This is a genomic window from Sphingomonas spermidinifaciens (assembly GCF_002351485.1).
In the GTDB taxonomy this organism is placed as follows: Bacteria; Pseudomonadota; Alphaproteobacteria; order Sphingomonadales; family Sphingomonadaceae; genus Sphingomonas; species Sphingomonas spermidinifaciens.
In genome coordinates this window covers 325623-349312 of sequence record NZ_NWMW01000003.1, presented here as the reverse complement: position 1 = coordinate 349312, position 23690 = coordinate 325623, and the positions used below count along the sequence as shown (strand labels likewise).

Below are 23690 nucleotides of genomic sequence, written 5' to 3'. Positions count from 1 at the left end.
TGCTGCTACCGAGCCTCTCGGCCAAGATAGAGATAGGCCGGGTCGAACTCAGCCACCGATCGCAGCCGGTCGCGATCGATCACATGCGCGCGCCCGCTGCGGAAGGCGAGGAGGCCCTCCTGTTTCAGGTCACGCAGTGTCCGGTTCACATGTACATTGGTGAGGCCCATGCACTCGGCGAGATCGGTCTGCGTGAGCGGCAGGTCGAAGTACGGCCCCTCCGTCAGCCCCACGATTTCCAGCCGCACCTGAAGCTCGCAGAACAGCGCCGCGAGCCGCGCGCGCGCGGGACGCCGGCCAAGCGAAACCGCCCATTCGCGCTGGATTGCGGCATCGAGGTTGGTGGCGAACCAGTAGATGCGCGCCAAGCCCGGAAATCGCTCGGTGATCGCGCGGAGCGCCTCGTGCGGCACGATCGCCGCCCGGCAGCGCGTCAACGTCAACACCTCGTGATCGAGATATTTGAGCGTGAAGCTGTGCAGGTCGGCGAAGTCGCCCGCGACATGAAGCTCGGTGATCTGCCGTTCACCGTTCAACAGCGCCTTCGACCGGCACATGATACCGTCGAGGAGGAGGGTACTGTGATCCAGCGACCGGTGCGAGGGCACGACGATCCGGTCCGCAGGATAATCCTCGATCCGCGCAACACTCGATCGGATCGCTTCCTCCTCTTCGCGGGACAGGACGGAGCGGGCTCTCAACTTGGCTAGGTGATGATCGATCATCCCCGTAGACCTAGCCGGCGCCGCGTCGCGACCCAACGCCAATCAACATAACGTGCGTAAGGAATTAAACAAAGGTAAGTCACTCAAGTGGAATTGAGAACCGCTGCCCATTTTCGGTTTAAAGTGCGTTCAAAAGTCGAAACGTACGTATACCGGTCGCATTGACGATCTATGCCTGTATACTATTTTCGCGTTCGCACCGCCGACAGCATTCCTCATCTGGTTCAGAACCGGGATCTGCCAGACCTTTATGCGGCATTGGCTGAAGGCCAGCGTCAGGCGCGAGCCCTGCTTCCACGGCGACCGTCGCGGACGGAAGGTCCACTTCGCGCGCATCTCGATATCGAGGACGAATGCCATCGGCCGGTCGCCAGCCTCGCGCTCGCTGACGTCGCTCGCGCGGTTGGATGAGCGATTTGCCCGGCCCCTGCAGCCTCTGGTCCGACGCCGCGCTTACCTCGATCCCTGCACCGGCCGATAGACCCTTTCCGGGACGCATCGGCCTGCATGTCGATGTCACGGACGTTGAGCGCCGTATTTTCGACGTGCGCGAGACCATCCCGGTGGTGTGCGCCGGACCGATGGTGCTGCTTTTTCCCGAATGGCTGCCGGGTTACCATTCGCCGCAGGCGCCGATCGAGTTGCTCGCAGGGCTGACCTTTACCGCAGACGATACGAAGCTGCGCTGGACGCGCCACCCGGTCAACGTACATGCCTTCATGGTCGACGTGCCTGCCGGCGTGACCGAGATCGTCGCCGGGTTCCAGTTCCTGTCGCCCACCGATCCGTCGCAGGGCAGGGTCGTGGTCGGCTCGGCGATGCTGATGCTTCAGTGGAACACCGTCATCCTCTATCCAGCGGGCCATCACGCCAGCTCGATCGAGGTGGCGCCTAGGCTTAGGTTGCCCGTTGGCTGGGCGTACGGGTGCGCGCTTAGAGGTGTCGCGGATCGGTGTAGTACGCTGTGCTTCGAGGCAGTGTCGCTCGACGTGCTGGTTGACTCACCGGTGCTCGCGGGCAGGCATACGCGGCGCTGCATCCTCGACGAGGATGCAGCGGTCGAGCTGTTGGTCGCGGCGGACAGCGAGGACCTGCTCGCGATCACTCCCGATGGTCTCGCGCCGCATCGCGCGCTTGTCGAACAGGCCGACCGCCTGTTCGGCAAGCGGCACTTCGATCGGTACACGATGCTGCTCGCGCTCACCGACGAACTCGACAGCAACGGCGTAGAGCATCATCGCTGCTGCGAGGCGATTTCCGTCCCCGGCTATTTTCGCGATTGGGACGCCGTCTTCTCTCGCCGCGACACGCTGCCGCACGAGTTCATCCATAGATGGAACGGCAAGCATTTGCGCGGGTCGGACTCGGCGACGACCAGCTTCGACCAGCCGATCCGTAACAGCCTGATGTGGGTCTATGAGGGGCAGACCCAATATTGGGACCGCGTGCTTTGCGCGCGTTCGGGCCTCTGGACGCGCGAGCAGGCACTGGCCGCACTGGCGGTGACGGCCGCGATCCAAGACGTGCGCGCGGGTAGCCGCTGGCGACCGATGAGCGACACGACGCGCGATCCCATCATCGCCGCCCGGGCGCCGCTTCCCTGGCCGAGCTGGCAGCGAAGCGAGGATTATTATTCCGAAGGCTCGCTGCTCTGGATGGACGTGGACACGCGCATCCGCGACCTGTCGGGTGGCGAGCGCTCACTCGACGATTTTGCGCGCACCTTTTTCGGGGCGGGCGAAGCTGGCGATTGGTCCACGCGGACCTACGTGTTTGACGATGTCGTCGCCGCGCTCGAGGCGCAGGCGGAATTCGACTGGCGAGCGCTTCTCACTGACCATGTGTGCGGAACGCATCAGGGGCCACCGCTCGATGGCATTGAACGAGGCGGTTATCGCCTCGTCTATCGCGAGCGACCAACTGACTACATGGCTAATCTGGAGCAGCTGTCGGGCGTTGCCGATCTCACCTTTTCGCTCGGGCTGAAGGTCGATCGAGCAGGTCGGATCGTTGACGTACTTTGGGAAAGCCCGGCGTTCACTGCAGCGCTCACCAGTGGATGGTCGATCGTCGGCGTGGGCGGCATGCAATTCTCGATCGAGACGCTGAAGGAGGCGGTCGAGGCGCGGCAGCAAATTGCGCTTGCGATGGAGAACAAGAGCAGGTCCCGAACGGTCACGATCGATTACTGCGGAGGACCCCGATATCCATGGTTGGATCCGATCGGCGATGCGCCCCGGCTGCTCGACGCAGTTCTCGCGTCCCGGGGGTCCCGCTGACCAACGGTCCGCACAATGTCGGCCAAACAAGCGGCAACGATGCGCCGCACGCTGCGAAAGCCAGCGGCACGTCGTGACGTCAGGCGCGACGGGGCAATTTCGGCCGAGCAGCGATCAAAGCTGCGAATAGGTCGTCGGGACGAGGATTTGGTTGTCGATGCCCGTGGTGATCTCCGGATCGGTCAGACCCGGCGTTGCGATCAGCTTGCGCCATGCCGGATCATTGCCGAAGGCGCGCCAGCTTCGGTCGCGTGCCGCGTGATCGGGGAACGTCAGGAGATAGGTGAGGCTCGGCAGGCGATGCCCCGTGAGATCCTGTGCGAAGAAAACGGGCGTCAGTCCGTTCCGCCGAAAGATCTCGATCTCGCCGCCGGTGTCGAACATCTCGATCTTGGTCGCGCCCGCCCGGTCGCTATGGCTGAAATAGGTCCTCAGTTCGAAGATGCGGGCCTGATTGCCAAGGGCCCCCCGCGGCACTTCGATGCGTGAGAAGCGGGGGAAGGCGCGCATCAGCTTGACGTCGAGCGACGCATAGGGTGGCGCCTCGGGCGGCGTGCTCAGAAAGGCTTCGCCGGCCTTTGCGTAGGTCGCATCGGTTAAAAGCTTTGCGGGCAAGCCGACGAAGTCTTCGATCGAGCGGTGAGGAACGAGCACATGGACGCTCGGACTGCCCGGCCCGATGGCCACCGTGAATGCACCGATCGGGCCGCAACCCGCGCGCCGCGCCGCGGGAATGAAGGCCTCGCGAAGATAGGTGTCGAGGCGCGCTCGCATCGGCCCGTTGACCAGACGATAGCTTCTCAGCTCGTAAATTTCGCGGGCCGCGACCGCGTCGCCCGGCTGCGCCTGGACCGCGCCGGCAGCAAGTGCAGCACCGCCGCTCGCCGCGCTCGCGAGCATCGAACGCCGGTCGATCTTATTCATCATGACAGCCCCCCGCGGCGATCGCGTGTTCGAGAGAATATGGTTCCACGAAATAACCGGTTGGTGGCGCGATCAGAGCCTCACCAGCGCTGATGCACAAAGGGAGCAATGCGCTCATCGTAGATCGCCTTGGCTGCCTTCATGACGTCGGAGGACAATGGCTCAAGATTCGCGGCTGCGGCGTTCGCATTCGCCTGTTCCGCGGTCTTGGCGCCCGGGATCACCACCGACACCGCATCGTTCATGAGGATCCAGCGGAGGGCGAACGCCGCCATCGTCGCATCGTTCGGGACCAGCGGCCTCAATGCCTCAACCGCATCCAGTGCGACTTCATAAGGAACCCCGGCAAAGGTTTCGCCGACATCGAACGCCTCGCCGTGGCGGTTGAAGGCGCGATGATCGTCTTCCGCGAACCGGGTGTCCGCGCGCATCTTGCCTGTCAGCAGACCGCTCGCCAGCGGCACACGCGCGATCACCGCAACGCCGCGGCGCTTGGCTTCGTCCAGGAACAGGTCCGCCGGACGCTGTCGGAAGAGGTTGTAGATGATCTGGACCGAGGCGACGCCCGGATACGCCATCGCCTTCAGCCCCTCCTCGACCTTCTCGACCGAGACGCCATAGCGCGCGATCGCGCCTTGCTCGACCAGGCGATCGAGCGCCGCGAAGACGTCCGGCCGATAATAGACATCGGTGGGCGGGCAGTGCAGCTGGACGAGATCGAGGGTGTCGACGCCGAGATTGGCCCGGCTCCGATCGACGAAGCGCCGCAGATTGTCGGCGGTATAGCCATCCGCGACGTGCGGCGAGAGGCGGCGCCCGGCCTTGGTCGCGACGAAAGGGCGCGGGCCATCCCGCTCGGACAGGACCGCGCGGATCCGCTGCTCGGAGCGGCCATCGCCATAGACATCCGCCGTATCGATGAACGTCATGCCCGCGTCGAGCGCGGCATGAAGCGCAGTGCGGGCTGCGTCCTCGCCGACCTCGCCCCAGCTCCCGCCGATCGCCCAGGCGCCGAAGCCGATCGCCGATACGTTCGTTCCCGTTCGGCCGAAAGGACGCTGTTCCATGCCGATGCCATCTCCCTTGGGCCGCTAATCTCAGGCGGCGATGCCGCCATCTGGCGCGGCCCGGCGCCATTGTCGAGCCGGACTGACGGCGCGGGCCAGATCAGCCGGGCGGCTGAAGCAGCGAAGCCATCGAGCGGGTCAAAGTAAGCTTTGCTGAGACTGAACGCCAACGGTTGCGGCCAGAGGCCTCGGCTTGCCGACGGTCTTCCCGTGAAAGGCCTTTATGGCTGTACTTGATCGGGGAGTGTCCCGACACGACCCGAGGCACGAGCGTTGACGTCCTGCGTGCTTGGGTTCCTGATAAAGGTGAACGATCGGGAACGGCAGGGAATGCCTTCTGTTGCTGGTACGTCCGCGTTCGGCGGCACCCGGAAGAGGATGTGCAATGACCAAGGTATCCGCGTATTTCGACAGCCATGCAGAGGCCGAACGGGCCGTGTCCGAGCTCCGCTCGCTCGGCATCCAGGACAGCGAGCTTTCGGTGATCGCGCATCACGGAAACACCACCACCGCACGGTCGGGCGACGGCGAGATCACCGACGAGCATCACCGCAACGTGCTTCGCGGCATCCTCGGCGGCGGCGCGCTGGGCGCGGGGCTGGGCGTCGCGGCGCTAGCGATCCCGGGCGTCGGGCCGTTGGCCGCCGCCGGCGCCATCGCCGCCTCGGCGGTGCCCGAAGCCGTCGGCATCGGCGCCGTCGTGGGGGCGCTCGGTGGCACGCTCAACGAAACGCTCACCAAGCACGGCGTCAGCGAGGAAGATGCCAGCTATTATGGCGATCGGCTGAAGAGCGGCGGTGCGGTAGTGACGGTGCCCGCGAGCGGCGGGACCGACCAGGCCGTCGAGGACATCCTCTACCGCAATGGCGGACACAACGCCTCGCGGTCGCGCGCGACGATCTGACCCGAGTCTGGCCCGGTCTCGAGCGAGCCGGGCCAAGCCCGTTACCTATCGGCGCAAGGTGCCGTCAGCCCCAGCCCGTGGAGGATCAGCGAAAGCCGCCGCTCGAGCGTCTCGCCGCGCGATTGGCCGTGGTCCAGCCGCCAGTCCGAACCGGCCATGCGGCAGGCGACGAGCACGTCGTCCGGTGTGATCGCCGCGCGGATCAGCCCCAGCGCCTCGGCGCGTTCGAGCGGCGGGGCGATCGTCGCGAGGATCTTGGCGGTGCTGGCCTCCGACTGGGCAAACTCGGGCAGGGTGGGCAGCGCCATCAGGTAGCGGTCATAGACCATGATCATGTCAATCAGCGCGCGCAGGAAGGCGAGGGGCGGCGTGTCGGGATGGGCGAGCATCCGCTCCATTTCCGCCAGCTCGTATTCGAGCACCGCCATGTGCAGCGTGGGCCGATCGGCGAAGTGGCGGTAGAAGGTGGCGCGGGTGACGCCCGCCGCCTCGCAAATGCGCTCGATCGGGGCCGCGCCATCGCCGTTTCGCAGGATCTGTACGACTGTCCGCTGTCGACAGCGACCAGACAAAGTCGCGAGCAGGAGATAGCCGCGGGACGCACGGGCGACATTACGACGATGCGGCGCGATTGACCGCTGGAATGCACAGCGGCGACGGGCGCATTGAACAATCCGACAATTCCGATATAGCCGAATCATGGAAATAAGATCGGCAGTTTCCGCTCTTTCGGCTCTCGCTCATGCGGGGCGCCTCATCACCTTCCGAATGCTGGTTCAGGCGGGACGTGAGGGGATTGCAGCCGGTGAGATCGCTCGCCGGCTCGAGATCCCGGCGAACACGCTCTCCGCGAACCTCAACATCCTTTCGCATGCTGGTCTGGTCGATAGCCGCCGCGAGGGGCGCTCTGTCATCTACACGGCGCGCTATGAGCAAATGACCGAGCTTCTGGATTATCTGATGCAGGATTGCTGTGGCGGCTCGCCCGAGATCTGTGCGCCACTGGCCGATCTGGCGCTGCGCGCCCGCTGCGCCGCGACGGGCAACGCATGAGCGTGCGGCCCGTCAACGTGCTGGTGCTCTGCACCGGCAATAGTGCCCGCTCGATCCTGGGCGAAGCGATCGTCAACCGGCTCGGTGAAGGTTGCTTTCGTGGATACTCAGCCGGCTCTCAGCCGAAAGGCGCGGTACACCCCGGCGCGCTGCGGCTGCTCGCGCGGCACGGCTATTCGACCGAGGGCCTGCGATCGAAGAGCTGGGACGAGTTCAGCGGGCCGGATGCGCCGGAAATCGACGTGGTGGTCACGGTCTGCGACAATGCGGCCGGCGAGGTCTGCCCCGTCTGGCCGGGGCATCCGATCAAGGCGCATTGGGGTCTGCCCGATCCGGCGGCCGTGACCGGCGACGAGGCGACGGTCGATACGGCGTTCGAGGCCGCGCACGATGCGCTTGTCCGGCGCTTCAGCAAACTGGTCGAGCTGCCGATCCTGGATCGCGAGGTGCCGGCGATGGCTGTCCGGCAGCGGCTACAGGCCATCCACGACCAAGCCGACGACGCGGCCTGACCGGCCGCCGATCTCTCGACGTGAAAGGCCGAAATCCATGTCCGCTGATATCGTCATCTACCATAATCCGGCGTGTGGCACGTCACGCAACACGCTCGGCCTGATCCGCAATGCCGGGATCGAACCGCATGTCGTCGAGTATCTGAAGACGCCGCCCGCCCGCGCGCTGCTCGTCGAGCTGATCGAGCGCGCCGGGATCACGCCCCGCGCACTGCTGCGCGAAAAGGGCACGCCCTATGCCGAACTCGGGCTTGGCGACGCATCGCTGTCCGACGAAGCCCTGGTGGACGCGATGATGGCGCATCCGATCCTCATCAATCGTCCGCTGGTTGTCTCGCCGCTGGGCGTGAAGCTCTGCCGGCCTTCGGAGGTGGTGCTCGACCTGCTGCCCGCGCCCCAGCGCGGCGCGTTCGCGAAGGAGGATGGCGAGCGGGTGATCGACGATACCGGCGCGCGCGTCGCCTGATGCTATCTGCGCTCGCAATCTTCGCCGTGACGATCACGCTCGTCATCTGGCAACCGCGCGGTCTGGGTATCGGCTGGAGCGCGATGGGCGGCGCGATCGTGGCCCTGCTGCTCGGTGTCGTCTCGCTCGGCGACGTGCCGGTGGTCTGGAACATCGTCTGGAACGCGACCGCCGCGTTCGTGGCGATCATCATCATCAGCCTGATCCTCGACGAAGCCGGCTTCTTCGAATGGGCGGCGCTGCACGTCGCACGCTGGGGCAGGGGAAGCGGCGTTTGGCTCTTCGCGCTCGTAGTTCTCCTGGGCGCGGCGGTATCCGCGCTGTTTGCCAATGACGGGGCGGCGCTGATCCTTACGCCCATCGTCATCGCGATGCTGCGCGCGCTCGGCTATGGCCCCAAGTCAACGCTGGCCTTCGTCATGGCGGCGGGGTTCATCGCCGATACCGCCAGCCTGCCGCTGGTCGTCTCGAACCTCGTCAACATCGTGTCCGCCGACTTCTTCGGGATCGGCTTCGGCGAATATGCCGCGGTCATGGTGCCCGTAGATCTCGTGTCGATCGCGGCGACGCTGGCCGCGCTCTTGCTGTTCTTCCGACGCGACATTCCCGGCCGCTACGACGTGGCGGCCTTGCAAGCGCCGGGTGCTGCGATCCGCGACCGCGCCACGTTCCGCGCTGGCTGGGTCGTGCTCGCGCTGCTGCTCGCGGGCTTCTTCCTGCTCGAACCGCTCGGCGTACCGGTGAGCGTCGTTGCGGCGACCGGTGCCGCGTTGCTGCTCGTGGTGGCGGCACGCGGCCAGGTGATCCAGACGGGCAGGGTGGTCAGGGGCGCGCCGTGGCAGGTCGTGATCTTCTCGCTCGGCATGTATCTTGTCGTTTATGGCCTCAGGAACGCCGGGCTTACCGATCAGCTCGCCGCCGTGCTCGACCGCACAGCGCAAGGCGGCGTCTGGGGCGCCGCCTTCGGCACCGGGATCATCGCCGCCCTTTTGTCGTCGGTCATGAACAACATGCCGACCGTTCTGGTGGGCGCACTTTCGATCGAAGCCACTGAGGCGACCGGTGCGGTGAAGGACGCGATGATCTACGCCAATGTGATCGGCTGCGACCTCGGCCCCAAGATCACCCCGATCGGCTCGCTCGCGACGCTGCTATGGCTGCACGTACTCGGGCAAAAGGGCGTTCGGATCGGTTGGGGCTATTATTTTCGGGTCGGGATCACGCTGACCGTGCCCGTCCTGCTTGTAACGCTGGCAGCGCTCGCGCTGCGGATCGGACTTGCCTGATGCCTCTTCGCGACATTGCCGACCCCGATCATCTGCCCGCGCTTGACCGGCGCTATGTGTTTGAACGTCCCGCCCTGGGCCTGGGGGCCGGCGATCCGCCCCCGCGTATCCTGCTCCTCTACGGGTCGCTTCGGGAACGATCCTATTCGCGGCTGTGTATCGAAGAGGCGGCGCGGTTGCTGCGCTTCTTCGGCTGCGAGACGCGCATTTTCGACCCGTCCACCCTGCCGCTGCCGGACCAGTATCCCGGCGACGATCATCCGGCCGTGCATGAGCTGCGCGAACACTCGATGTGGTCGGAGGGGCAGGTGTGGTGCAGCCCTGAACGTCACGGGCAGATTACCGGCATCATGAAGCTGCAAATCGATCACTTGCCGCTGTCGATGGGCGGGATGCGTCCGACGCAGGGACGCACGCTCGCTGTCATGCAGGTGTCGGCCGGTTTGCAGTCGTTCAACAGCGTCAATACGCTGCGCGTCCTGGGTCGCTGGATGCGGATGTTCACGATTCCCAACCAGTCATCGGTCGCGAAGGCGTTCAACGAGTTCGACCATTTCGGTCGCATGACGCCGTCGAGCTATTACGACCGGATCGTCGACGTGATGGAGGAGCTGGTGCGCTTTACAGTGCTCCTGCGTCCGCACACCGCCCAGCTTGTCGACCGCTACTCCGAGCGAAAGGAAGCCGGACTGCCGATCGATCCGGCGACGGACCTGTCGAGCATCGCAACCGCTCGGCAATCCTGACCCGCCTTCGGTCATCCGGTCAGGCTTGCGCCGAGCCCAAGACGGGTCGTGCCTAACCTTGCGTCGCGGTGTTCGCAGTCGATGTCGTCGGCGACTTTGCGTCAGGTTACCTTCTTGTAGATCGTCAGTCCCAGCACACCCAGCAGGACAGCAATCGCAACCGCAATCCAGAACAGGATCTGGGCGATGTCCCACGCAAAACCGGCGATCCCGCCGAAGCCCAATACGGCCAGAACCAATGCGATAATTGCGAAAAGCGCGGCGCCTTTCAGCATAAAAATCCCCATTCAATCAGTTAGCTGACTAGGGATACCGATGGTCGATACGAAGGTTCCCCTCGAACTTCCTAATCCAAGTGGGGATCGATGCTGTCTTCAGCGCGCTTCGGGCTGAGCAGTGGTCCAGGTCGCCAGCGTCTCCTCGCGCACAGGATTGATGATGGCCACTTCGTCGATCTTCACCGCGATGACGCATATCGGGCGCTGCTCCGATCCGGCGGGCTGTCGACAGGCGATCGGCGAGCCATCCGGCGTCTCCGCGACACGCCCGCTGATTCGCAGGTGAAAGCCACGCTCCGCTTGGACATCCTCCGGGGCGACGCGCGTGACGCTCTCAAACGGCTTGTCGCCGCGTCTCGCCTGACGCGAATCTGAAGCATCAAAGAACTGCGCGAGCGCCAGGGTCTGGCCAGGGAGCGTTACTGCCTCCGCACCGGTAATGGTTGCCTGCCGCCGCGGCGGGCACGTCTCGCTGCTCGTCCAGGGTCGAGGTACCCAGTAACCTTCGACCGCTTCCGCATCATCGCGCTCGTCAGCCTCCGTCGTTGCCGGGCGCGTTGACCAATCGCCGGGCTGCCAGACGACCGGTCGGACGCTGACCCGCAAGGTTTTTTGCTCCGCATCGTATCGCCATCCCATCGGCGCGTTGCTCTCGGCCGAAGTTGGGCCGTCGCATCCGAACGGCAGATCAAGGCGAAAGCGCCGGCCCACGGCCTCTCCCACATCGGCGGGAACGCGCGTTCCCGCCGCCACCGCGTCGGCCGCCAGTCCCGCAAGCGCGATCAGGTCGCGGCGACCCAGCACGTCGTCGCGAGGGTCGTCGTCTGCCGTGGGCGTCGGAAGCGCCGGCGCGATGACTGTCGGCACGGATTTTGGCGCTGGCGGCTCGGGATCGACACTGGCTCGCCCGATCAGAAAACCGCTTCCGCCAATCACCGCGACAGCGGCCAAGAGGGCGGCAAGCGTCAGACGGCTCTTTCGTACGCTCGGCTCCTGCATGACCTTAGCGATAGCAAATCTCCACGCCTGTTCCAAAGGTTGGAGGAAAGGGATTTCCGCGGCCTGACCGGTGCGCCGCTTGGCCATGCAGCCGGAATGCGCCATCCTGTCGCGGTGACAATCGAACAAGTTTTGACGCTAGTGGTGCTCGTCGCCGTGGTTGGGGCACTGATCTGGGACAAGGTTCGTGCGGACGTCGTCGCGCTGACCGGTGCGGCGGTGCTGTTGATGACGGGCGTGGTTCGGCCGGTGGAGGTGCAGGGCGCCTTCGCGAGCCCCGCAATCATCGCACTCGCGTCGCTGTTCGTGATCGCCTACGCGCTCGAACTGTCCGGGTTGCTCGATCGAGCGATCGAATTGGCAGTCGCGATGTGCCGGCGGCTCGGCGCGACCGGCATCTGGCTGATGCTCGGGGCGATCGGGCTGCTTTCGAGCTTCCTGAACAGCACCCCGATCGTCGTTCTGGGCGCGCCCGTCGTTCGCGATGTCGCCAAGACGCTCGGCCTGCCGCCGAAGCGTTATCTGATGCCGTTGTCCTATCTGACGGTGCTTACGGGTTGCTGCACGCTGATCGGCACGTCCACCAACCTCCTCGTCGACGACATGGCACGGGTCGCCGGGCAGCCGCGCTTCGGCATGTTCGAGATCACGCCCGTCGGCCTGCCGATGGCGTTGGCGGGCGCGCTGTACCTGTTCCTGTTCAGCGGCAAGCTGATGGGCAAATCGATGACGCGCCCCGCGCCGGATGCCGCACCGTCTGAAATCGACGTTCCCGGTGCGCAGATCGGCAACGCCAGCCTGTTTGCCGAACCGCGCCCCTTTCAGCCGGTCAAGGCCATGATCGCTTCGGCCGTGTTCGTCGGCGCGATCGCGCTGGCAGCGGGCGGCATCGTGCCGATCGCGGCGTCGGCCTTTGCGGGTGCCGTGTTGCTCATCCTGCTGCGCGTCATCAGTCCCGACGAGGCCTATGGCGGCTTGCGCCCCCAGATCCTCATTCTGATCGCGGGCATGGTCGTGATCGGCATCGCCATGGAGGAAAGCGGCCTCGCCGCCGATGCCACCGACGCCCTGGTGGGGTCGATGCGCCACGTCGGACCGCTGACGGCGCTGATCGTCCTCTATGCCCTGACGATGGTGCTGACCGAACTGTTATCGAATGCGACCGTGGCGGTGCTGGTGACCCCGATCGCCGTCGCATTGGGCGAAAGCCTTGGCGTCAGTCCGCGGCCGTTCCTCGTGGCGGTGATGATGGCCGGCAGTGCCGCCTTCGCCACCCCGTTCGGTTACCAAACCAACGTCATTGTCTATCAGATGGGGGGCTACAGCTACGTCGATTTCGTGAAGGTCGGCCTGCCGCTCAATCTTCTTACCTTCGTCGTGGCGATCCTGGCGATCAGAGTGTTCTTCCCGTTCTGACTGCGTGTCGACGATCATCGCACCGACCGCCCGTCCCGCTGAAGACCGCCGGGCTTCGCCGCGTCAGTTTTGGTCGGAAGCGAATGGCGCTGGGACGATGCGGACATCGCGTTGCGGAACAGGCAGCGTGACCCCGTTCGCCTTGAACAGGTCCCAGATGCGGAACAGCACCTCGCTGGTCACGTTGCCGACCCCGGCCTCGGGGCTGTCGATCCAGATGCGCAGATCGAACTCGACGCCTCGATCGCCGAACTCCTTGATCCAACAAACGGGCGCGGGACTGCGCAGCACGCGCGGGGAAACGTCCGCCGCCTCCACCGCCAGCCGCTGCGCAAGCCGTAGATCGCAGTCATAGGCCACGTGGAAGCCGACATGCACGCGGACGTCGCGGCTCGAATAGGACCAGTTCTCGACCTCCTCGGTCATCAGCTTTTCGTTCGGGATCAGGTGTTCTTTGCCGTCGCGGGTAAGCACCGAGACGGCGCGCACGCCGATCTTGTTCACCCAGCCGAACGTGTCCCCCACCGCGATCACGTCGCCGGGCTTGATCGACCGGTCCAGAAGCAGGATCAGCCCGGAGATCAGGTTGCCGAACGTCTTCTGAAGCCCGAAGCCGATCGCCAGACCAAAGGCGCCGGAAAAGACGGCCAGCGCGGTCAGGTCGATGCCGAGCAGGTCGATGCCCAGAAAGATTGCCACCGCGACGATCGCGATTTGCGCCAGTTTCTGGAACAGCACGCGCTGCGCACCATCGAGGATGCTGACATGGTCGATCCAGCGGGCTGCCAGGCGAAGCAGCACCCTCACGGCAAAGAACAGGAGAAGCGACAGTCCCGCCGCAGTGAACAGGTCCAGGAGCGACAGGCGGCGCTTTCCGATAGTTACCGCAGCCCCTTCGAGACCGTCGACGAGCGGCTCAAGTCCACCCAGCCGTCCGGCCAGCACGATCACGAACGCCGTCGCCGCCGCCGCGAACGCCGCTCCGCCCCGCTGTCCGACGACGCGCGTGAGTTGGTAGGCAAGGCTGGCAACGGCCAGCGCCAGCCCTGCCGCCAGCAACAGGTCGGCGCCCGGCTCCAGCCCCCGCACACCGGCGAAGGCGACGAGAGCAAGTGTTGCAGTGGCCGAGCGCACCAGGGCCGACATTCGCGGCATCACCCCGGCCGCCCATCGCGGCCCCGACGCCGAGTAGAGATAGCGACAGGCAAGGCTGGCGGTAACGGCGCCCAGCAGCACCGAGAAGCCGAGGATCGCCGCGGCGGCGATCAGATCGTGCGACGGGATCGCCGCCCATCGCGCGGATGCCGCCTGCCAGAACTCGGTCAACTGCACATATCACCCCGCTCCGACCGCTTTCATCATCATCTGGCGCATGTTGGCAACGGAAAGCCACCCGCTAACGAACAAATCGGAATGTGGAATGAAGTTCAGGCGCATGGCGCCGAGCCGCAGAAGGCTGCCTGAGCACACCACTGACGCCCTACACCGCGCAGGGCGAGGGTTTCGCGCTAACATCGGCGCCGATGTGACCGGCGCGATCTTAGGTCCCGAGACGAGCCGGTCGAGGAAAGTCGGCGTCAAGCGGGCTGCCCTGCGCGGGCGGCGGAGTGGCGGCGATGCCGGGCCAAGGGGAGAGCCCCCGAACCGGCATCGCACGCTCTCGTCATTTCAGGCGCGACAGCATCCGGATGTACGACGCCTGATAGCCGTTGGAGTTTTCGGAGATCGGCCACGACTGGAGTGGCCAGCCGTCGTTGAAGTCCTTGTACGATTTCTGCGGCGGCTGGCCATAGGGCGGCCGCGGGCGCTCGGTCCCGCACGCCGCGCTGATCCCCGGACAGCGCGAGTCCCAGTCCCACTGGTTGTAGTTTGGCCCGCCCACCAGGATGCCAGGCGGCGGCCCGTAGGTCGAGTTCTTGGCATCGTCCCACTTGGCCGAGCCGTCGGTGAACCAGGCGTGGAAGATCTGGTTGGTCGAATTGGTCGCGCCCAGGCTGTACATGTTGGTCAGGTACACCTTGCCGAACGGGTTCACGCCGTGGAGGTAATGGGCATAGCCGCCCGCCGCCGCCATCACGTCGGCCTCGCTGCGATTGCCGACGCCGAAGCGCCGCAGGTCGAGATAGAGATTGGCCTCCACGCCCTTGATGGCGTTGCTGCCCCAGATATAGTCGGGAATATAGGCCATGTACGGATCGGCCTTGCCGGTGATCTTGCCCCACAGATATTGGGATTCCATCCCGCTGTTGTAAGCGTTGCGGATCGCCGTCGCGGTCGATGCCGTTGCGCCGGACAGGCTCGAATAATAGAGTAGCGCCAGCTGCATGTTCGCATCATAGGGCGAGACATAATTGTACCAGCGGATCAGGTTCGCCTGATTGTAGTTCGCATCGACGAAATCTCGGTACACGGTCTTGCCCGTCGCATCGTAGAGATAGATGGCAGCGATCAGCTTTGCGGTGAAGCGGCCATAGTCATCGGTTTCCTGCTGGCCAGCGCCCAGCCCCTCCGAACCGTTGGCGGGATCGTTGTTGCGGAAGGTGACGTTCGGGTTGGCGACCGCCCAGTTCCACGCATTCTCGGCCCGCGTGCGCATCGTCGCGGCATAATTCGAATGCGCCGGGAAGCCGCCCAGCACCTTCGAACCGATTGCATAGGCCGCGGCGGCGTTGAGCGTGGCCGAGGTGCTGGCCGGCCCGTAATAGCTGGGGCCGGTCGCCGACGAGGGCGGGCTGGCGTGGCTGACGCCGACGATCGACAGCACCGATCCGTTCGACTGCTGCATCCGGCCCAGCCAGTCGAGGCCCCATTTGGCTTCATCCACGATGTCGGGCACGCCGTTCCCCGATTCGGGGATGTTGTAGTCGTCGGTCCAGACCGGCTTATTGCCCAGATACGAGTGGAGCAGATCGACGACATAGCCGGCGGTCCAGCTGGTATACTTGTTCATGTCCCCGGCATCGTACCAGCCGCCCGACACGTCGCGCTCGGTCGCGGCATTGGTCTTGGCGCTGTAGAGGCGGGCGTTGCGGTCTTGGCCCGGCCCGACATGCGATGCGCCGTCGGCCCAGCCGGTGCCGGCATTCGCCGCCGTCTTCACCTGTCCCGCGCGCTGATAGAAGAAGGTGCGCACCGCTGCCTTCAGCACCGGGGTATAGAGGTTGGTGCCGATTTTGAAGCGCGGCGACACCACCCCGCGGTCGCGATCGCGCACGAAATAGGTGCCCGCCGCGGTGAGGCCGCTGAAGTCGAAATGCCAGACCTTGTCGCCTGACGTGCTGTCCTCGGCACCGTTGTTCCAGGCCACCGGCGATCCGGTGAAGACCACCGCGTTATTGGCGGCGTTCACCACTTGATAGGTGCCGCCGGGCGTCAGCGAATCGCCCGCGTCGTATCCCGTCTGCGGATCGCGGATCACCGCGACCTTCTGGTGCGAGGGGAGGTAGCCGAACTGGTCGATCACGATCCCCGGCCCGAGCGTCATTGCCGACGATCGCGCAATCGGGGTCGGCGCGCTGCTGACCGGGGCGGTCGAAGATGCCGATGGTGAAGGCGTGTCGCTCGTCGGGCTGCCGACGGTCCATGCCAGCGCCGACGCGCTGACCCCCGCGACCAATACCCACGCCAGACGTCGCCCCGCGAACCGGTTAAGTTTCATGTTCATGCACTCCTCTCCACCCGCACCGACCGGTCGAGGCGCCGTTGGGGGTCGCATCGCCGGCTTTCTCTTTGCGCTTCGCCTGTTCGTCCGCATGGAGCGGTTCGCCGTCCGGGCCGGTCTTCCGGCTTCCGGCGGCGGCATCGGCCGCGCTTGTTTGTCGGTGTTATCGGTCCCGATCGCGGCGACTGACAAGCAAGCCGTCCGGCCGCGACCCGGAAATGTTACCGGCCGGATCAAGCAGATGATGAAGCGGACGGCGCGGCGATCGGCCCGGTCGAGGCGCCGGCTTTCGAGCGGATCGACCAGTAAGTCCCGCTTGCCCCGTTGGTGCGGCCGCGCGACAAGCCGCGTCGCCGGGCAACGGCCGAGGGGAGGGGCATGCGGTTTTCATGGGCGCTGTGGCTGGTCGCGCTGCTCATTCTGACGACCTCCGCCGCCAGAGCGGCGGACAAACGCAGCACGACCTCGCTCGACGCCGGCTGGCGCTTCCAGCGGGGCGAGGTGCCGGGCGCGGCGGCGCCGGCGACCGACCATAGCGATTGGGCGCAGGTCACGCTGCCGCACAGCTTCAACGGCGCCGACGGCGACGATGGCGGCGGCTATTATCGGGGGCCGGGCTGGTATCGCCGGGTGCTCGACCTCGCCGCGGTGCCCGAGGGGCGGCGGCTGTGGCTCCAGTTCGACGGCGCGGCGCTTGCGACCGACCTGTGGGTCAACGGTCGGCATGTCGGCCGGCACGAGGGCGGCCACGCCGCTTTCCGCTTCGACGTGACGGGGGTGCTGCGCCCCGGGCGGAACCTGATCGCCGTCCGCTCCGACAATAGCCGGCTGCCGCACGTCGCGCCGCTGGGCGGCGACTTCACGGTCTTCGGCGGCCTCTATCGCCATGTCTGGCTGGTCGAGGTGCCCGAGCTGCATGTCGACCTTGCCGATCATGGCGGGCCGGGGGTTTCGGTGCGCACGCTTTCGCTCGGCGACGCGGCGGCGACGGTCGGCGTGACGGTGCGCGTGCGCAACGACGGCGACCGCGCGCGCCGCGTGCCGGTCGGCGCAGCGGTCCTCGAGGCCGGTGGCGCGGCGGTCGCCGCAAGCAGCCGAACGGTGCGCATCCCGCCGGGCGCGACCGTGCCGGTCACCCTCGACCTCAGGATCTCTCGCCCCCGACGCTGGAACGGGCGCGCCGACCCCTATCTCTACACCATCGCGGCGCGCGTGGCCGGCGCGGACGAGGTACGCGTGCCGCTAGGGTTGCGCAGCACGGCCTTCGACCCCGAGCGCGGCTTCCTGCTGAACGGCCGGCCCTATCCGCTACGCGGGGTCAACCTCTTCCATCCGGGGCGGCCGGGTCGCGGGCTTGCCGTCACCGATGCCGAGATCGTCGACGATATCGCGACGATGGAGGAAATGGGCGCGACGGCGCTGCGCTTCGTCCACTTCCAGCATCCGCCCGCCGCCTATGAGGAGGCCGACCGCCGCGGCCTGATCGTCTGGACCGAGATCGGGCTCAACGGGATCGTCGATCCGGGCGAGCCCTTCCTCGACAATGTGACGACGCAGCTGCGCGAGCTGATCCGCCAGACGCGCAACCATCCCTCGATCGCCCTGTGGGGGCTGGGCAACGAGGTCTATGCCACCACGCCGGAGGTCACGCGCATCCTCCGCGCGGTCCAGGCAGTCGCCCGGGCAGAGGATGCGAGCCGCCCGACCGTCTATGCGCATTGCTGCCAGGCGGACGACGACGATAAGGCGCGGATCAGCGATGTCGCCGCCTTCAACCGTTATTTCGGCTGGTATCCGGGCCAGGCGGGCGACATCGGCAGTTGGGCCGACGGTTATCGAGCGGCAAACCCCGAACGCCCTTTTCTCGTCGGCGAATATGGCGCGGGCGGCAGCATCCGCCACCAGCAACTGCCCCCGCCGGCCGAGAACCGGCCCGAGAGCGGCTGGCATCCCGAGCAGGCGCAAACGGCTTATCATGTCGCGAACTGGCGCCAGCTGGCGGCGCGGCGCTATCTCGGCGGCAGCTTCATCTGGGTGGCGTTCGATCTTGCTTCGGACGGGCGGGGCGAGGGCGATCGGCCGGGGATCAACGACAAGGGGCTCGTCACCTATGATCGCGCGATCCGCAAGGACGCCTATCACTGGTATCGGGCCAACTGGTCGGCCGCGCCGATGGTGCACCTCACCGATCGCAGGCTTGATCGCCGGGCCGAGGCAGCGACCGATCTGCGCGCCTTCACCAATGCGGCGACGGCGATGCTGAAGGTGAACGGCCGATCCGTCGGCACGGTCGCGGTCGAGGATCATATCGCCCGCTGGCCCGGCGTCGCGCTGGCGATGGGCGCCAACACGATCGAAGTCGAGGCCGGCGGCGTGCGCGATCGCATGACGATCATCCGCATCTCTCCCTCGAAGGCGGGCGCCAGTACGGTGCCGTCGGTCGTGCCCGCCAGACCCAATCCGCCGGGTGATAAGCCCCCCGGCCAGTAGCCGAGCCCGGCGCCACGTCGCCGGTCGCGTTGCGGATCTATCTCTTTAGGGTCGATGCCAGCGCCCGCGCCGATCGCTTACGCGCTCTTTACGGCTGCGCCGCTAGGCCGTTCGATCATCTCGGGAGAGGCGCGCATCGATGATCGAAGCCAAGCAGTCGGGGGTTCGTTACGAGCAGATGCTTGCCCGCTCGGCGACGGCGGCGATCTGTGCCGGGCCGGACAACCGCATCGTCGCCTGGAACTCGGCGGCCGAGGCGCTGTTCGGCTATCCAGCGGCGGCAGCAATCGGCCAGCCGCTCTCGATCATCATGCCCGATCGTTTCCGCGCCGCGCACGAGGCGGGTCTGGCGCGCGCGGCGCGGGCCGGCGAGGCACGGCTGGCGGGGCGCTCGGTCGAGATCCTCGCGCGCCATGCCGACGGACATGAGTTCCCGATCGACCTGTCGCTATCGCTGTGGTTCGAGAGCGGCGCGCCGATGTTCGGCGCGCTGATCCGCGACGTCACCGACCGCGCGCGGGCGCAGCGGCGGCTCGAGCATCTGGCACATTGCGACACGCTGACTTCGCTGCCCAACCGTCATGCGCTGAAGGCCCGGCTGGAGGCCGCCTTCGCCGCGGGGCCGTGCGCGCTGATGATGCTCGACCTCGACGGGTTCAAGCATGTCAACGACACGCTCGGTCATTCGCAGGGCGACGCGCTGCTCGCCAAGGTCGCAGCGCGCCTTGATGCCGCGGTCGGGAAGGAGCATTTCGTGGCGCGGCTTGGCGGCGACGAGTTCGCGATCCTGGTGACCGGGGAGGGCGATCCCCTCGCGCTCCATGCGCTTACCGAACGGACGTTGGCGGCACTGCGCGAGCCGATCGACCTCGGGGGCCAGTCGGTGTTTGTCGACGCCAGCATCGGCGTTGCCCTGGCCCCGCAGGATGCCGGCCATGCCGAGGAACTGCTCAGCCATGCCGATCTCGCGCTCTACAGCGCCAAGGCGGAAGGCGGGGGCAATCGCGCCTTTTTCACCCGCACGATGCAGAGCCGGTCGGAGCAGCGTCACCGCCTCGGCATCGACCTGCGGCATGCGCTCCGGCGCGGCGAATTCGAGCTTTGGTACCAGCCGCAGGTGCGCGTCGGCGACGGCGCGCTGGCGGGGGTCGAGGCGCTGCTGCGCTGGCGCCATCCCGAGCACGGACTGCTGCAGCCGGGCGCCTTTATCGACGTGCTCGAACACAGCGCGGTGGCGGGCGCGGTCGGCGACTGGATCATCGATCGCGCCTGTGCCGCGGCGGGCGCGTGGCCGGCAGCGGGGCTGGGTACGGTCCGGGTCGGCGTCAACCTGTTCGCCGAGCAGCTTCGCGCCGACCGGCTGCATGCGGTCACGACTGCGGCATTGGCGCGGCACGGGCTCGATCCGACCCGGCTCGAGCTCGAGATCACCGAGACGACGGTGCTCCAGCACAACAGCCGCTCGACGCGCGCGCTGCGGCGGCTGAAGGCGCTGGGGGTGCAGGTCGCGTTCGACGATTTCGGCACGGGCTTCGCCTCGCTCAGCCTGCTCCAGCGCTATCCGCTGACGCGGCTCAAGATCGACCGCAGCTTCATCGCCGCGAGCGACCGCCGGGCGGGGGATGCGGCGATCGTCGGGGCAGTAGTGACGATGGCGCACAGCCTCGGACTCCATGTCACCGCGGAGGGCGTCGAGACCGCGAAGCAGGAGGCGCTGCTACAACGGCTCGGCTGCGACGAGGCACAGGGCTATCGCTATGGCCGGCCAATGCCCGAGGGCGAGCTGCTCCGGCGCTTCGGCATGCCGCTGGTCGGCGCCCGCGCTAGCTAGCGCCGCTCGTCGCGCAGGTCTTTCAAGTCGATGCCGAGGCGCTTGACCCGGTAGTAGAAGGTCTCGCGCGGGATGCCGAGCAGACGAGTGGCCGCCGCGACCTCGCCGCCCGTGCGGCGCACAGCATCGACGATCGCCGCCCGCTCGAACGCCCGGACGCGCTCGGGCAGGGGCAGGTCGGCCGCGGACAGCGCCTCGCCGTCGCCGAGGCCGAGGACCAGCCGCTCCGCCGCCATTTCGAGTTCGCGGACATTGCCCGGCCAGTCGGATCGCGCGGCGAGTGCCGCCGTGGCGGCATCGGGCGGGCGCACGAGCTTGCGCGCCTCGGCAATCGTGGCGACAAAATGTGCGGCGAGGAGCGGCACGTCCTCGGGTCGCTCGGCGAGCGGCGGCAGGCGCAGCGCGACGGCGGCGAGGCGGTGGTAAAGCGCCGGCTCGACCCGCTCCCTCGCACCCTCGTCGATGGCAGCGATGATGCGCACGTCGATACCGAGGGGCTCGCGGCTGTCCAGCGCGACGGCGCGTCGCTCGGCGAGTTGGGCAAGGCGGTGCTGAAGCGCGGGCGAAGCGCGGTCGAGATGGTCGAGGAACAGCGTGCCCCGGTCTGCGCCGGCAATCGGGCCGCGAGCCTCGAACAGCGCATCGGCGTCGGCGACCGTCGCGCAGTCGATCGTCGCGAAGCGATGCCGCCCGCGCTTGCCCGCGCGGTGAATCAGCCGCGCGACCAGCCGCTTGCCGGTACCTGTCGCTCCCTCGATCACGATGTCGAGCCCCGCGTCGGCGAGCGTCGGCAGGGTGGCGCGCAGCCGCGCGATCGCGGAGCTGCGGCCGATCAGTTCGTCGCCGACCGATGGCGCGCTCCCGGCGCGCAGCCGGCGGTTCTCGATCGTCAGCGCCCGCGTGGCCGCCGCGCGCGAAACTGCGGCAAGCAGCGCGTCGGGGCCGAACGGCTTGGCGAGGAAGTCCCAGGCCCCCGCCTTGATCGCGGACACGGCCATGTCGACATCACCATGCCCGGTGACGAGGATCACCGGCAACTCTGCATCGCGGGCATGGAGGGCGCGGAACAGCTCGAGTCCCGACATGCCGGGCATGCGGATATCGGTAACGACGATACCCGGGAAACCGCCGTCGATCGCCCCGAGCGCCGGTTCGGCCGCGGCGAAGGTGCGCACCTCGTGCCCCGCCAGCGTCAGGAGCTGCGCGGTCGCGCGGCGCAGGTCGTCATCGTCGTCGATCAGTGCGACGAGCGGGGCGCCGGTCATGCGCGCACCATCTCGATCTCGAACCGCGCGCCCGCGGGCGTGGTGACGTGGCGGAGGGAGCCGCCCATCTCGACCATGATGTCCTGAGCGATGACGAGCCCCAGACCAAGGCCCTCGGCACGACTGGTGACGAAGGGCGTGAACAGCCGCTCGGCGAGGTCGGCTGGAATGCCGGGGCCATTGTCCTCGACCGCGAGGACGACGCGCTGGGGTTCGTCATCGACCGTCAGCGTCAGGCGCGGGTCGGGCCGGTCGCGCAGCGCCTCGAGCGCGTTCTGCATCAGGTTGACGAGTACCTGCTCCAGCCGGACCCGCCCCCCGATCACTTGCAGCTCAGTGTCGATTGCCGGGGCCCGATAAGTGACGCCGCGCAGCTGTTCCTTGAGGATCAGCGCCGCGCCCTCGACCACCTCGGCCAGCGGTACCGGGCGCAGTGGGCCGGGACGCCGTCGGGCGAAGCCGCGCAGCCGCTCGGTCGCGGTACCGATCCGGTCGGACAGGCGCGCGATCGTCGCCAGATTGTCGCGCACCGCCTCTGTCTCGCCGCGGTCGAGCAACGTCGCGCTCGTCTGCGCATAGGTGCGGATCGCGGCGACCGGCTGGGCGGTCTCATGCGCAACGCTCGCGGTCACTTGGCCCAGCGTCGCGAGGCGGTTGGCCTGGCGCAGCCCCTCGCGAAGCTCGGCGGCGCGCGCCTCGCTGGCGGCACGCTCCTCGATCTCGCGGGTCAGTGCCGCGGTGCGGGCAGCGACGGCAGCCTCCAGCTCGGCGGTACGGCGACGGGCGAGCGCGGCGCGTTGGCCGAGGCCCCAGGCGAGCGCGCCCACGGCAAAGACGGCGAGCGCCGCGCCGATCGCGGCGATGCGCACGCTGGGCCAGACGAGCGGCGCGGCGGCGCGGCGCAGCGTGAGCGTCCAGCCCGGCTGCGCGGCGGGCACGCGCGCGGTGATGGAATCGCGCATCGCGGGCAGGGGGCGGAGCGCCGCGTCGGACAGGCTGGCGTCGGCGCGCAGCTCAGCCAGGTGGCGGGCGTCGATCGGGCGCGTGCGCGTGAACACCCATTCGGGTCGACTCGACACCATCACGATGCCCTCGCGGTCCTCGACGAAGGTGTCGCCGCCCGCGCGCGCCCAGTCGGCCTGGATGCGATCGAACTCGAGCTTGACGACCACGACGCCGCCCGCCGACGCGCGGCGCGCGAAGAACAGGCCGGGACGGCCGCTGACCGTCCCGCGCGCGAATTGCGCCGCCGATCCCGTCCGCTGGGCCTCGCGCACATAGCGGCGAAAGCGATAGTCGTTGCCGACGAAGCTGACCGGCGTGCGCCAGTTGCTGGCGGCGATGGCGATGCCGCGCGCGTCGACGACATAGACGACCGAGGCGCCGGTCGCGGCGGCGAGCGCCTCGAGCTTGCGGTCGAGCGTTCGCGCCGCGCCGGCCGTCCCCACGAGCGCGGCCACCACGTCGCGGTCGTCGGCAAGCGCCAGCGGCATCAGCCGGTATCGCGCGAGCTCGCTGTCGAGCAGTGCGGCGCGCAGGCGCGCATCGGCCATCACGCTTTCGGCAAGCCCGGCACGCACACGCTCGCGCGTCACCAGCCCGGCGATCAATGCCGCCAGCGCCGCAGCGAGCGCGACGGCGATCAGCCAGCCAAAGGTCGTCCGGGCCGCGCGAGTCATGACGTCGCTTTAGCTATAGCCGGGGTCTGTGCAAATCCTTGCACGATCGGCGTTGGAGCTGTGCAGTTGTTTGCACCACATTGCCCGGCCACGGCCGGAACAATCGGCG

Annotated in this window: 21 protein-coding genes; 11 read left to right on the top strand and 10 right to left on the bottom strand. The window is 67.2% G+C overall.

What is annotated here, in order from left to right; genetic code table 11:
- Positions 1–5: 5 nt before the first annotated feature.
- On the bottom strand, positions 6–701 hold the full coding sequence (locus COC42_RS17005) for a Crp/Fnr family transcriptional regulator (RefSeq protein ID WP_245844344.1): 696 nt from the start codon (positions 699–701) through the stop codon (positions 6–8).
- A 195-nt stretch (positions 702–896) separates the two neighbouring features.
- Here COC42_RS17005 and COC42_RS18245 point away from each other — a divergent pair, with 195 nt between their 5' ends.
- Both COC42_RS18245 and COC42_RS16995 read left to right on the top strand, forming a co-directional pair.
- Positions 897–1136 carry a DUF6894 family protein gene (locus COC42_RS18245; protein ID WP_096344539.1) on the top strand — a complete coding sequence of 80 codons (240 nt, stop codon included), beginning with the start codon at positions 897–899 and terminating at the stop codon, positions 1134–1136.
- Positions 1133–3004, top strand: a complete 1872-nt coding sequence (locus COC42_RS16995) for a M61 family metallopeptidase (protein WP_096344538.1) — start codon at positions 1133–1135, stop codon at positions 3002–3004. The genes COC42_RS18245 and COC42_RS16995 overlap by 4 nt, the downstream gene beginning before the upstream one ends.
- A gap of 114 nt (positions 3005–3118) precedes the next feature.
- Here the strand turns inward: COC42_RS16995 and COC42_RS16990 are convergent, their stop codons facing one another.
- Together COC42_RS16990 and COC42_RS16985 are read right to left on the bottom strand one after the other, a co-directional pair.
- Positions 3119–3931, bottom strand: coding sequence for an NIPSNAP family protein (locus COC42_RS16990; protein WP_096344537.1), 813 nt, complete (start codon positions 3929–3931; stop codon positions 3119–3121).
- A gap of 77 nt (positions 3932–4008) precedes the next feature.
- Positions 4009–4995 (bottom strand): aldo/keto reductase, encoded by a 987-nt coding sequence (locus tag COC42_RS16985; protein ID WP_096344536.1) that lies wholly within the window; start codon positions 4993–4995, stop codon positions 4009–4011.
- Between the two features lie 385 nt (positions 4996–5380).
- Between COC42_RS16985 and COC42_RS16980 the strand changes: the two genes are divergently transcribed.
- Positions 5381–5899: a hypothetical protein gene (locus COC42_RS16980; protein ID WP_096344535.1), complete on the top strand. Its 519-nt coding sequence runs from the start codon at positions 5381–5383 to the stop codon at positions 5897–5899.
- Between the two features lie 41 nt (positions 5900–5940).
- Here COC42_RS16980 and COC42_RS16975 read toward each other — a convergent pair whose 3' ends face one another.
- Positions 5941–6471 (bottom strand): TetR/AcrR family transcriptional regulator, encoded by a 531-nt coding sequence (locus COC42_RS16975; RefSeq protein ID WP_176484729.1) that lies wholly within the window; start codon positions 6469–6471, stop codon positions 5941–5943.
- A 127-nt stretch (positions 6472–6598) separates the two neighbouring features.
- On the opposite strand from COC42_RS16975, the gene COC42_RS16970 reads away from it, so the two are divergent.
- The 5 genes from COC42_RS16970 to arsH are packed head-to-tail and all read left to right on the top strand — an operon-like array spanning position 6599 to position 9962.
- Entirely contained in the window at positions 6599–6952 is a 354-nt protein-coding gene (locus tag COC42_RS16970; protein WP_096344533.1) for an ArsR/SmtB family transcription factor, read from the top strand.
- Positions 6949–7464, top strand: a complete 516-nt coding sequence (locus COC42_RS16965) for an arsenate reductase ArsC (RefSeq protein ID WP_096344532.1) — start codon at positions 6949–6951, stop codon at positions 7462–7464. Before COC42_RS16970 ends, COC42_RS16965 begins: the two co-directional genes overlap by 4 nt.
- 37 nt (positions 7465–7501) lie before the next feature.
- Positions 7502–7930: an arsenate reductase (glutaredoxin) gene (gene arsC, locus COC42_RS16960; RefSeq protein WP_096344531.1), complete on the top strand. Its 429-nt coding sequence runs from the start codon at positions 7502–7504 to the stop codon at positions 7928–7930.
- The gene (locus COC42_RS16955; RefSeq protein ID WP_096344530.1) at positions 7930–9216 is read left to right on the top strand and encodes an arsenic transporter; all 1287 of its coding nucleotides are present in this window, start codon (positions 7930–7932) and stop codon (positions 9214–9216) included. The genes arsC and COC42_RS16955 overlap by 1 nt, the downstream gene beginning before the upstream one ends.
- Positions 9216–9962, top strand: coding sequence for an arsenical resistance protein ArsH (arsH, locus tag COC42_RS16950; protein ID WP_096344529.1), 747 nt, complete (start codon positions 9216–9218; stop codon positions 9960–9962). Before COC42_RS16955 ends, arsH begins: the two co-directional genes overlap by 1 nt.
- A gap of 101 nt (positions 9963–10063) precedes the next feature.
- On the opposite strand, the gene COC42_RS16945 is transcribed toward arsH, so the two are convergent.
- The gene (locus COC42_RS16945) at positions 10064–10237 is read right to left on the bottom strand and encodes a DUF1328 domain-containing protein (RefSeq protein ID WP_096344592.1); all 174 of its coding nucleotides are present in this window, start codon (positions 10235–10237) and stop codon (positions 10064–10066) included.
- A 99-nt stretch (positions 10238–10336) separates the two neighbouring features.
- The gene (locus COC42_RS17545; protein WP_141395884.1) at positions 10337–10879 is read right to left on the bottom strand and encodes a hypothetical protein; all 543 of its coding nucleotides are present in this window, start codon (positions 10877–10879) and stop codon (positions 10337–10339) included.
- Between the two features lie 474 nt (positions 10880–11353).
- Between COC42_RS17545 and COC42_RS16935 the strand changes: the two genes are divergently transcribed.
- Entirely contained in the window at positions 11354–12655 is a 1302-nt protein-coding gene (locus COC42_RS16935) for an SLC13 family permease (RefSeq protein ID WP_096344591.1), read from the top strand.
- Between the two features lie 63 nt (positions 12656–12718).
- On the opposite strand, the gene COC42_RS16930 is transcribed toward COC42_RS16935, so the two are convergent.
- The gene (locus COC42_RS16930) at positions 12719–13891 is read right to left on the bottom strand and encodes a mechanosensitive ion channel family protein (RefSeq protein WP_245844342.1); all 1173 of its coding nucleotides are present in this window, start codon (positions 13889–13891) and stop codon (positions 12719–12721) included.
- 427 nt (positions 13892–14318) lie between these two features.
- Positions 14319–16319 carry a glycoside hydrolase family 9 protein gene (locus COC42_RS16925; RefSeq protein ID WP_217991309.1) on the bottom strand — a complete coding sequence of 667 codons (2001 nt, stop codon included), beginning with the start codon at positions 16317–16319 and terminating at the stop codon, positions 14319–14321.
- Positions 16320–16694: 375 nt separating this feature from the next.
- Here COC42_RS16925 and COC42_RS16920 point away from each other — a divergent pair, with 375 nt between their 5' ends.
- Complete coding sequence (locus tag COC42_RS16920) at positions 16695–18806, top strand: glycoside hydrolase family 2 protein (protein WP_141395883.1); 2112 nt, start codon at positions 16695–16697, stop codon at positions 18804–18806.
- Between the two features lie 139 nt (positions 18807–18945).
- Positions 18946–20637, top strand: coding sequence for a putative bifunctional diguanylate cyclase/phosphodiesterase (locus tag COC42_RS16915; RefSeq protein WP_096344526.1), 1692 nt, complete (start codon positions 18946–18948; stop codon positions 20635–20637).
- On the opposite strand, the gene COC42_RS16910 is transcribed toward COC42_RS16915, so the two are convergent.
- Together COC42_RS16910 and COC42_RS16905 are read right to left on the bottom strand one after the other, a co-directional pair.
- A complete protein-coding gene (locus tag COC42_RS16910; protein WP_096344525.1) occupies positions 20634–21902 on the bottom strand; it encodes a sigma-54-dependent transcriptional regulator in 1269 nt (422 codons plus the stop codon). The two genes, COC42_RS16915 and COC42_RS16910, sit on opposite strands and share 4 nt — an antisense overlap.
- Entirely contained in the window at positions 21899–23581 is a 1683-nt protein-coding gene (locus tag COC42_RS16905) for a sensor histidine kinase (protein WP_096344524.1), read from the bottom strand. Before COC42_RS16905 ends, COC42_RS16910 begins: the two co-directional genes overlap by 4 nt.
- Positions 23582–23690 lie beyond the last annotated feature (109 nt).

Coding starts and splice junctions, on each gene's coding strand:
- COC42_RS18245 (WP_096344539.1), top strand. CDS start 897: ATGCCTGTATACTATTTTCGCGTTCGCACCGCCGACAGCATTCCTCAT.
- COC42_RS16995 (WP_096344538.1), top strand. CDS start 1,133: ATGAGCGATTTGCCCGGCCCCTGCAGCCTCTGGTCCGACGCCGCGCTT.
- COC42_RS16990 (WP_096344537.1), bottom strand. CDS start 3,931: ATGATGAATAAGATCGACCGGCGTTCGATGCTCGCGAGCGCGGCGAGC.
- COC42_RS16985 (WP_096344536.1), bottom strand. CDS start 4,995: ATGGAACAGCGTCCTTTCGGCCGAACGGGAACGAACGTATCGGCGATC.
- COC42_RS16980 (WP_096344535.1), top strand. CDS start 5,381: ATGACCAAGGTATCCGCGTATTTCGACAGCCATGCAGAGGCCGAACGG.
- COC42_RS16970 (WP_096344533.1), top strand. CDS start 6,599: ATGGAAATAAGATCGGCAGTTTCCGCTCTTTCGGCTCTCGCTCATGCG.
- COC42_RS16965 (WP_096344532.1), top strand. CDS start 6,949: ATGAGCGTGCGGCCCGTCAACGTGCTGGTGCTCTGCACCGGCAATAGT.
- arsC (WP_096344531.1), top strand. CDS start 7,502: ATGTCCGCTGATATCGTCATCTACCATAATCCGGCGTGTGGCACGTCA.
- COC42_RS16955 (WP_096344530.1), top strand. CDS start 7,930: ATGCTATCTGCGCTCGCAATCTTCGCCGTGACGATCACGCTCGTCATC.
- arsH (WP_096344529.1), top strand. CDS start 9,216: ATGCCTCTTCGCGACATTGCCGACCCCGATCATCTGCCCGCGCTTGAC.
- COC42_RS16945 (WP_096344592.1), bottom strand. CDS start 10,237: ATGCTGAAAGGCGCCGCGCTTTTCGCAATTATCGCATTGGTTCTGGCC.
- COC42_RS17545 (WP_141395884.1), bottom strand. CDS start 10,879: ATGGGATGGCGATACGATGCGGAGCAAAAAACCTTGCGGGTCAGCGTC.
- COC42_RS16925 (WP_217991309.1), bottom strand. CDS start 16,319: ATGAACATGAAACTTAACCGGTTCGCGGGGCGACGTCTGGCGTGGGTA.
- COC42_RS16920 (WP_141395883.1), top strand. CDS start 16,695: ATGCGGTTTTCATGGGCGCTGTGGCTGGTCGCGCTGCTCATTCTGACG.
- COC42_RS16915 (WP_096344526.1), top strand. CDS start 18,946: ATGATCGAAGCCAAGCAGTCGGGGGTTCGTTACGAGCAGATGCTTGCC.
- COC42_RS16910 (WP_096344525.1), bottom strand. CDS start 21,902: ATGACCGGCGCCCCGCTCGTCGCACTGATCGACGACGATGACGACCTG.
- COC42_RS16905 (WP_096344524.1), bottom strand. CDS start 23,581: ATGACTCGCGCGGCCCGGACGACCTTTGGCTGGCTGATCGCCGTCGCG.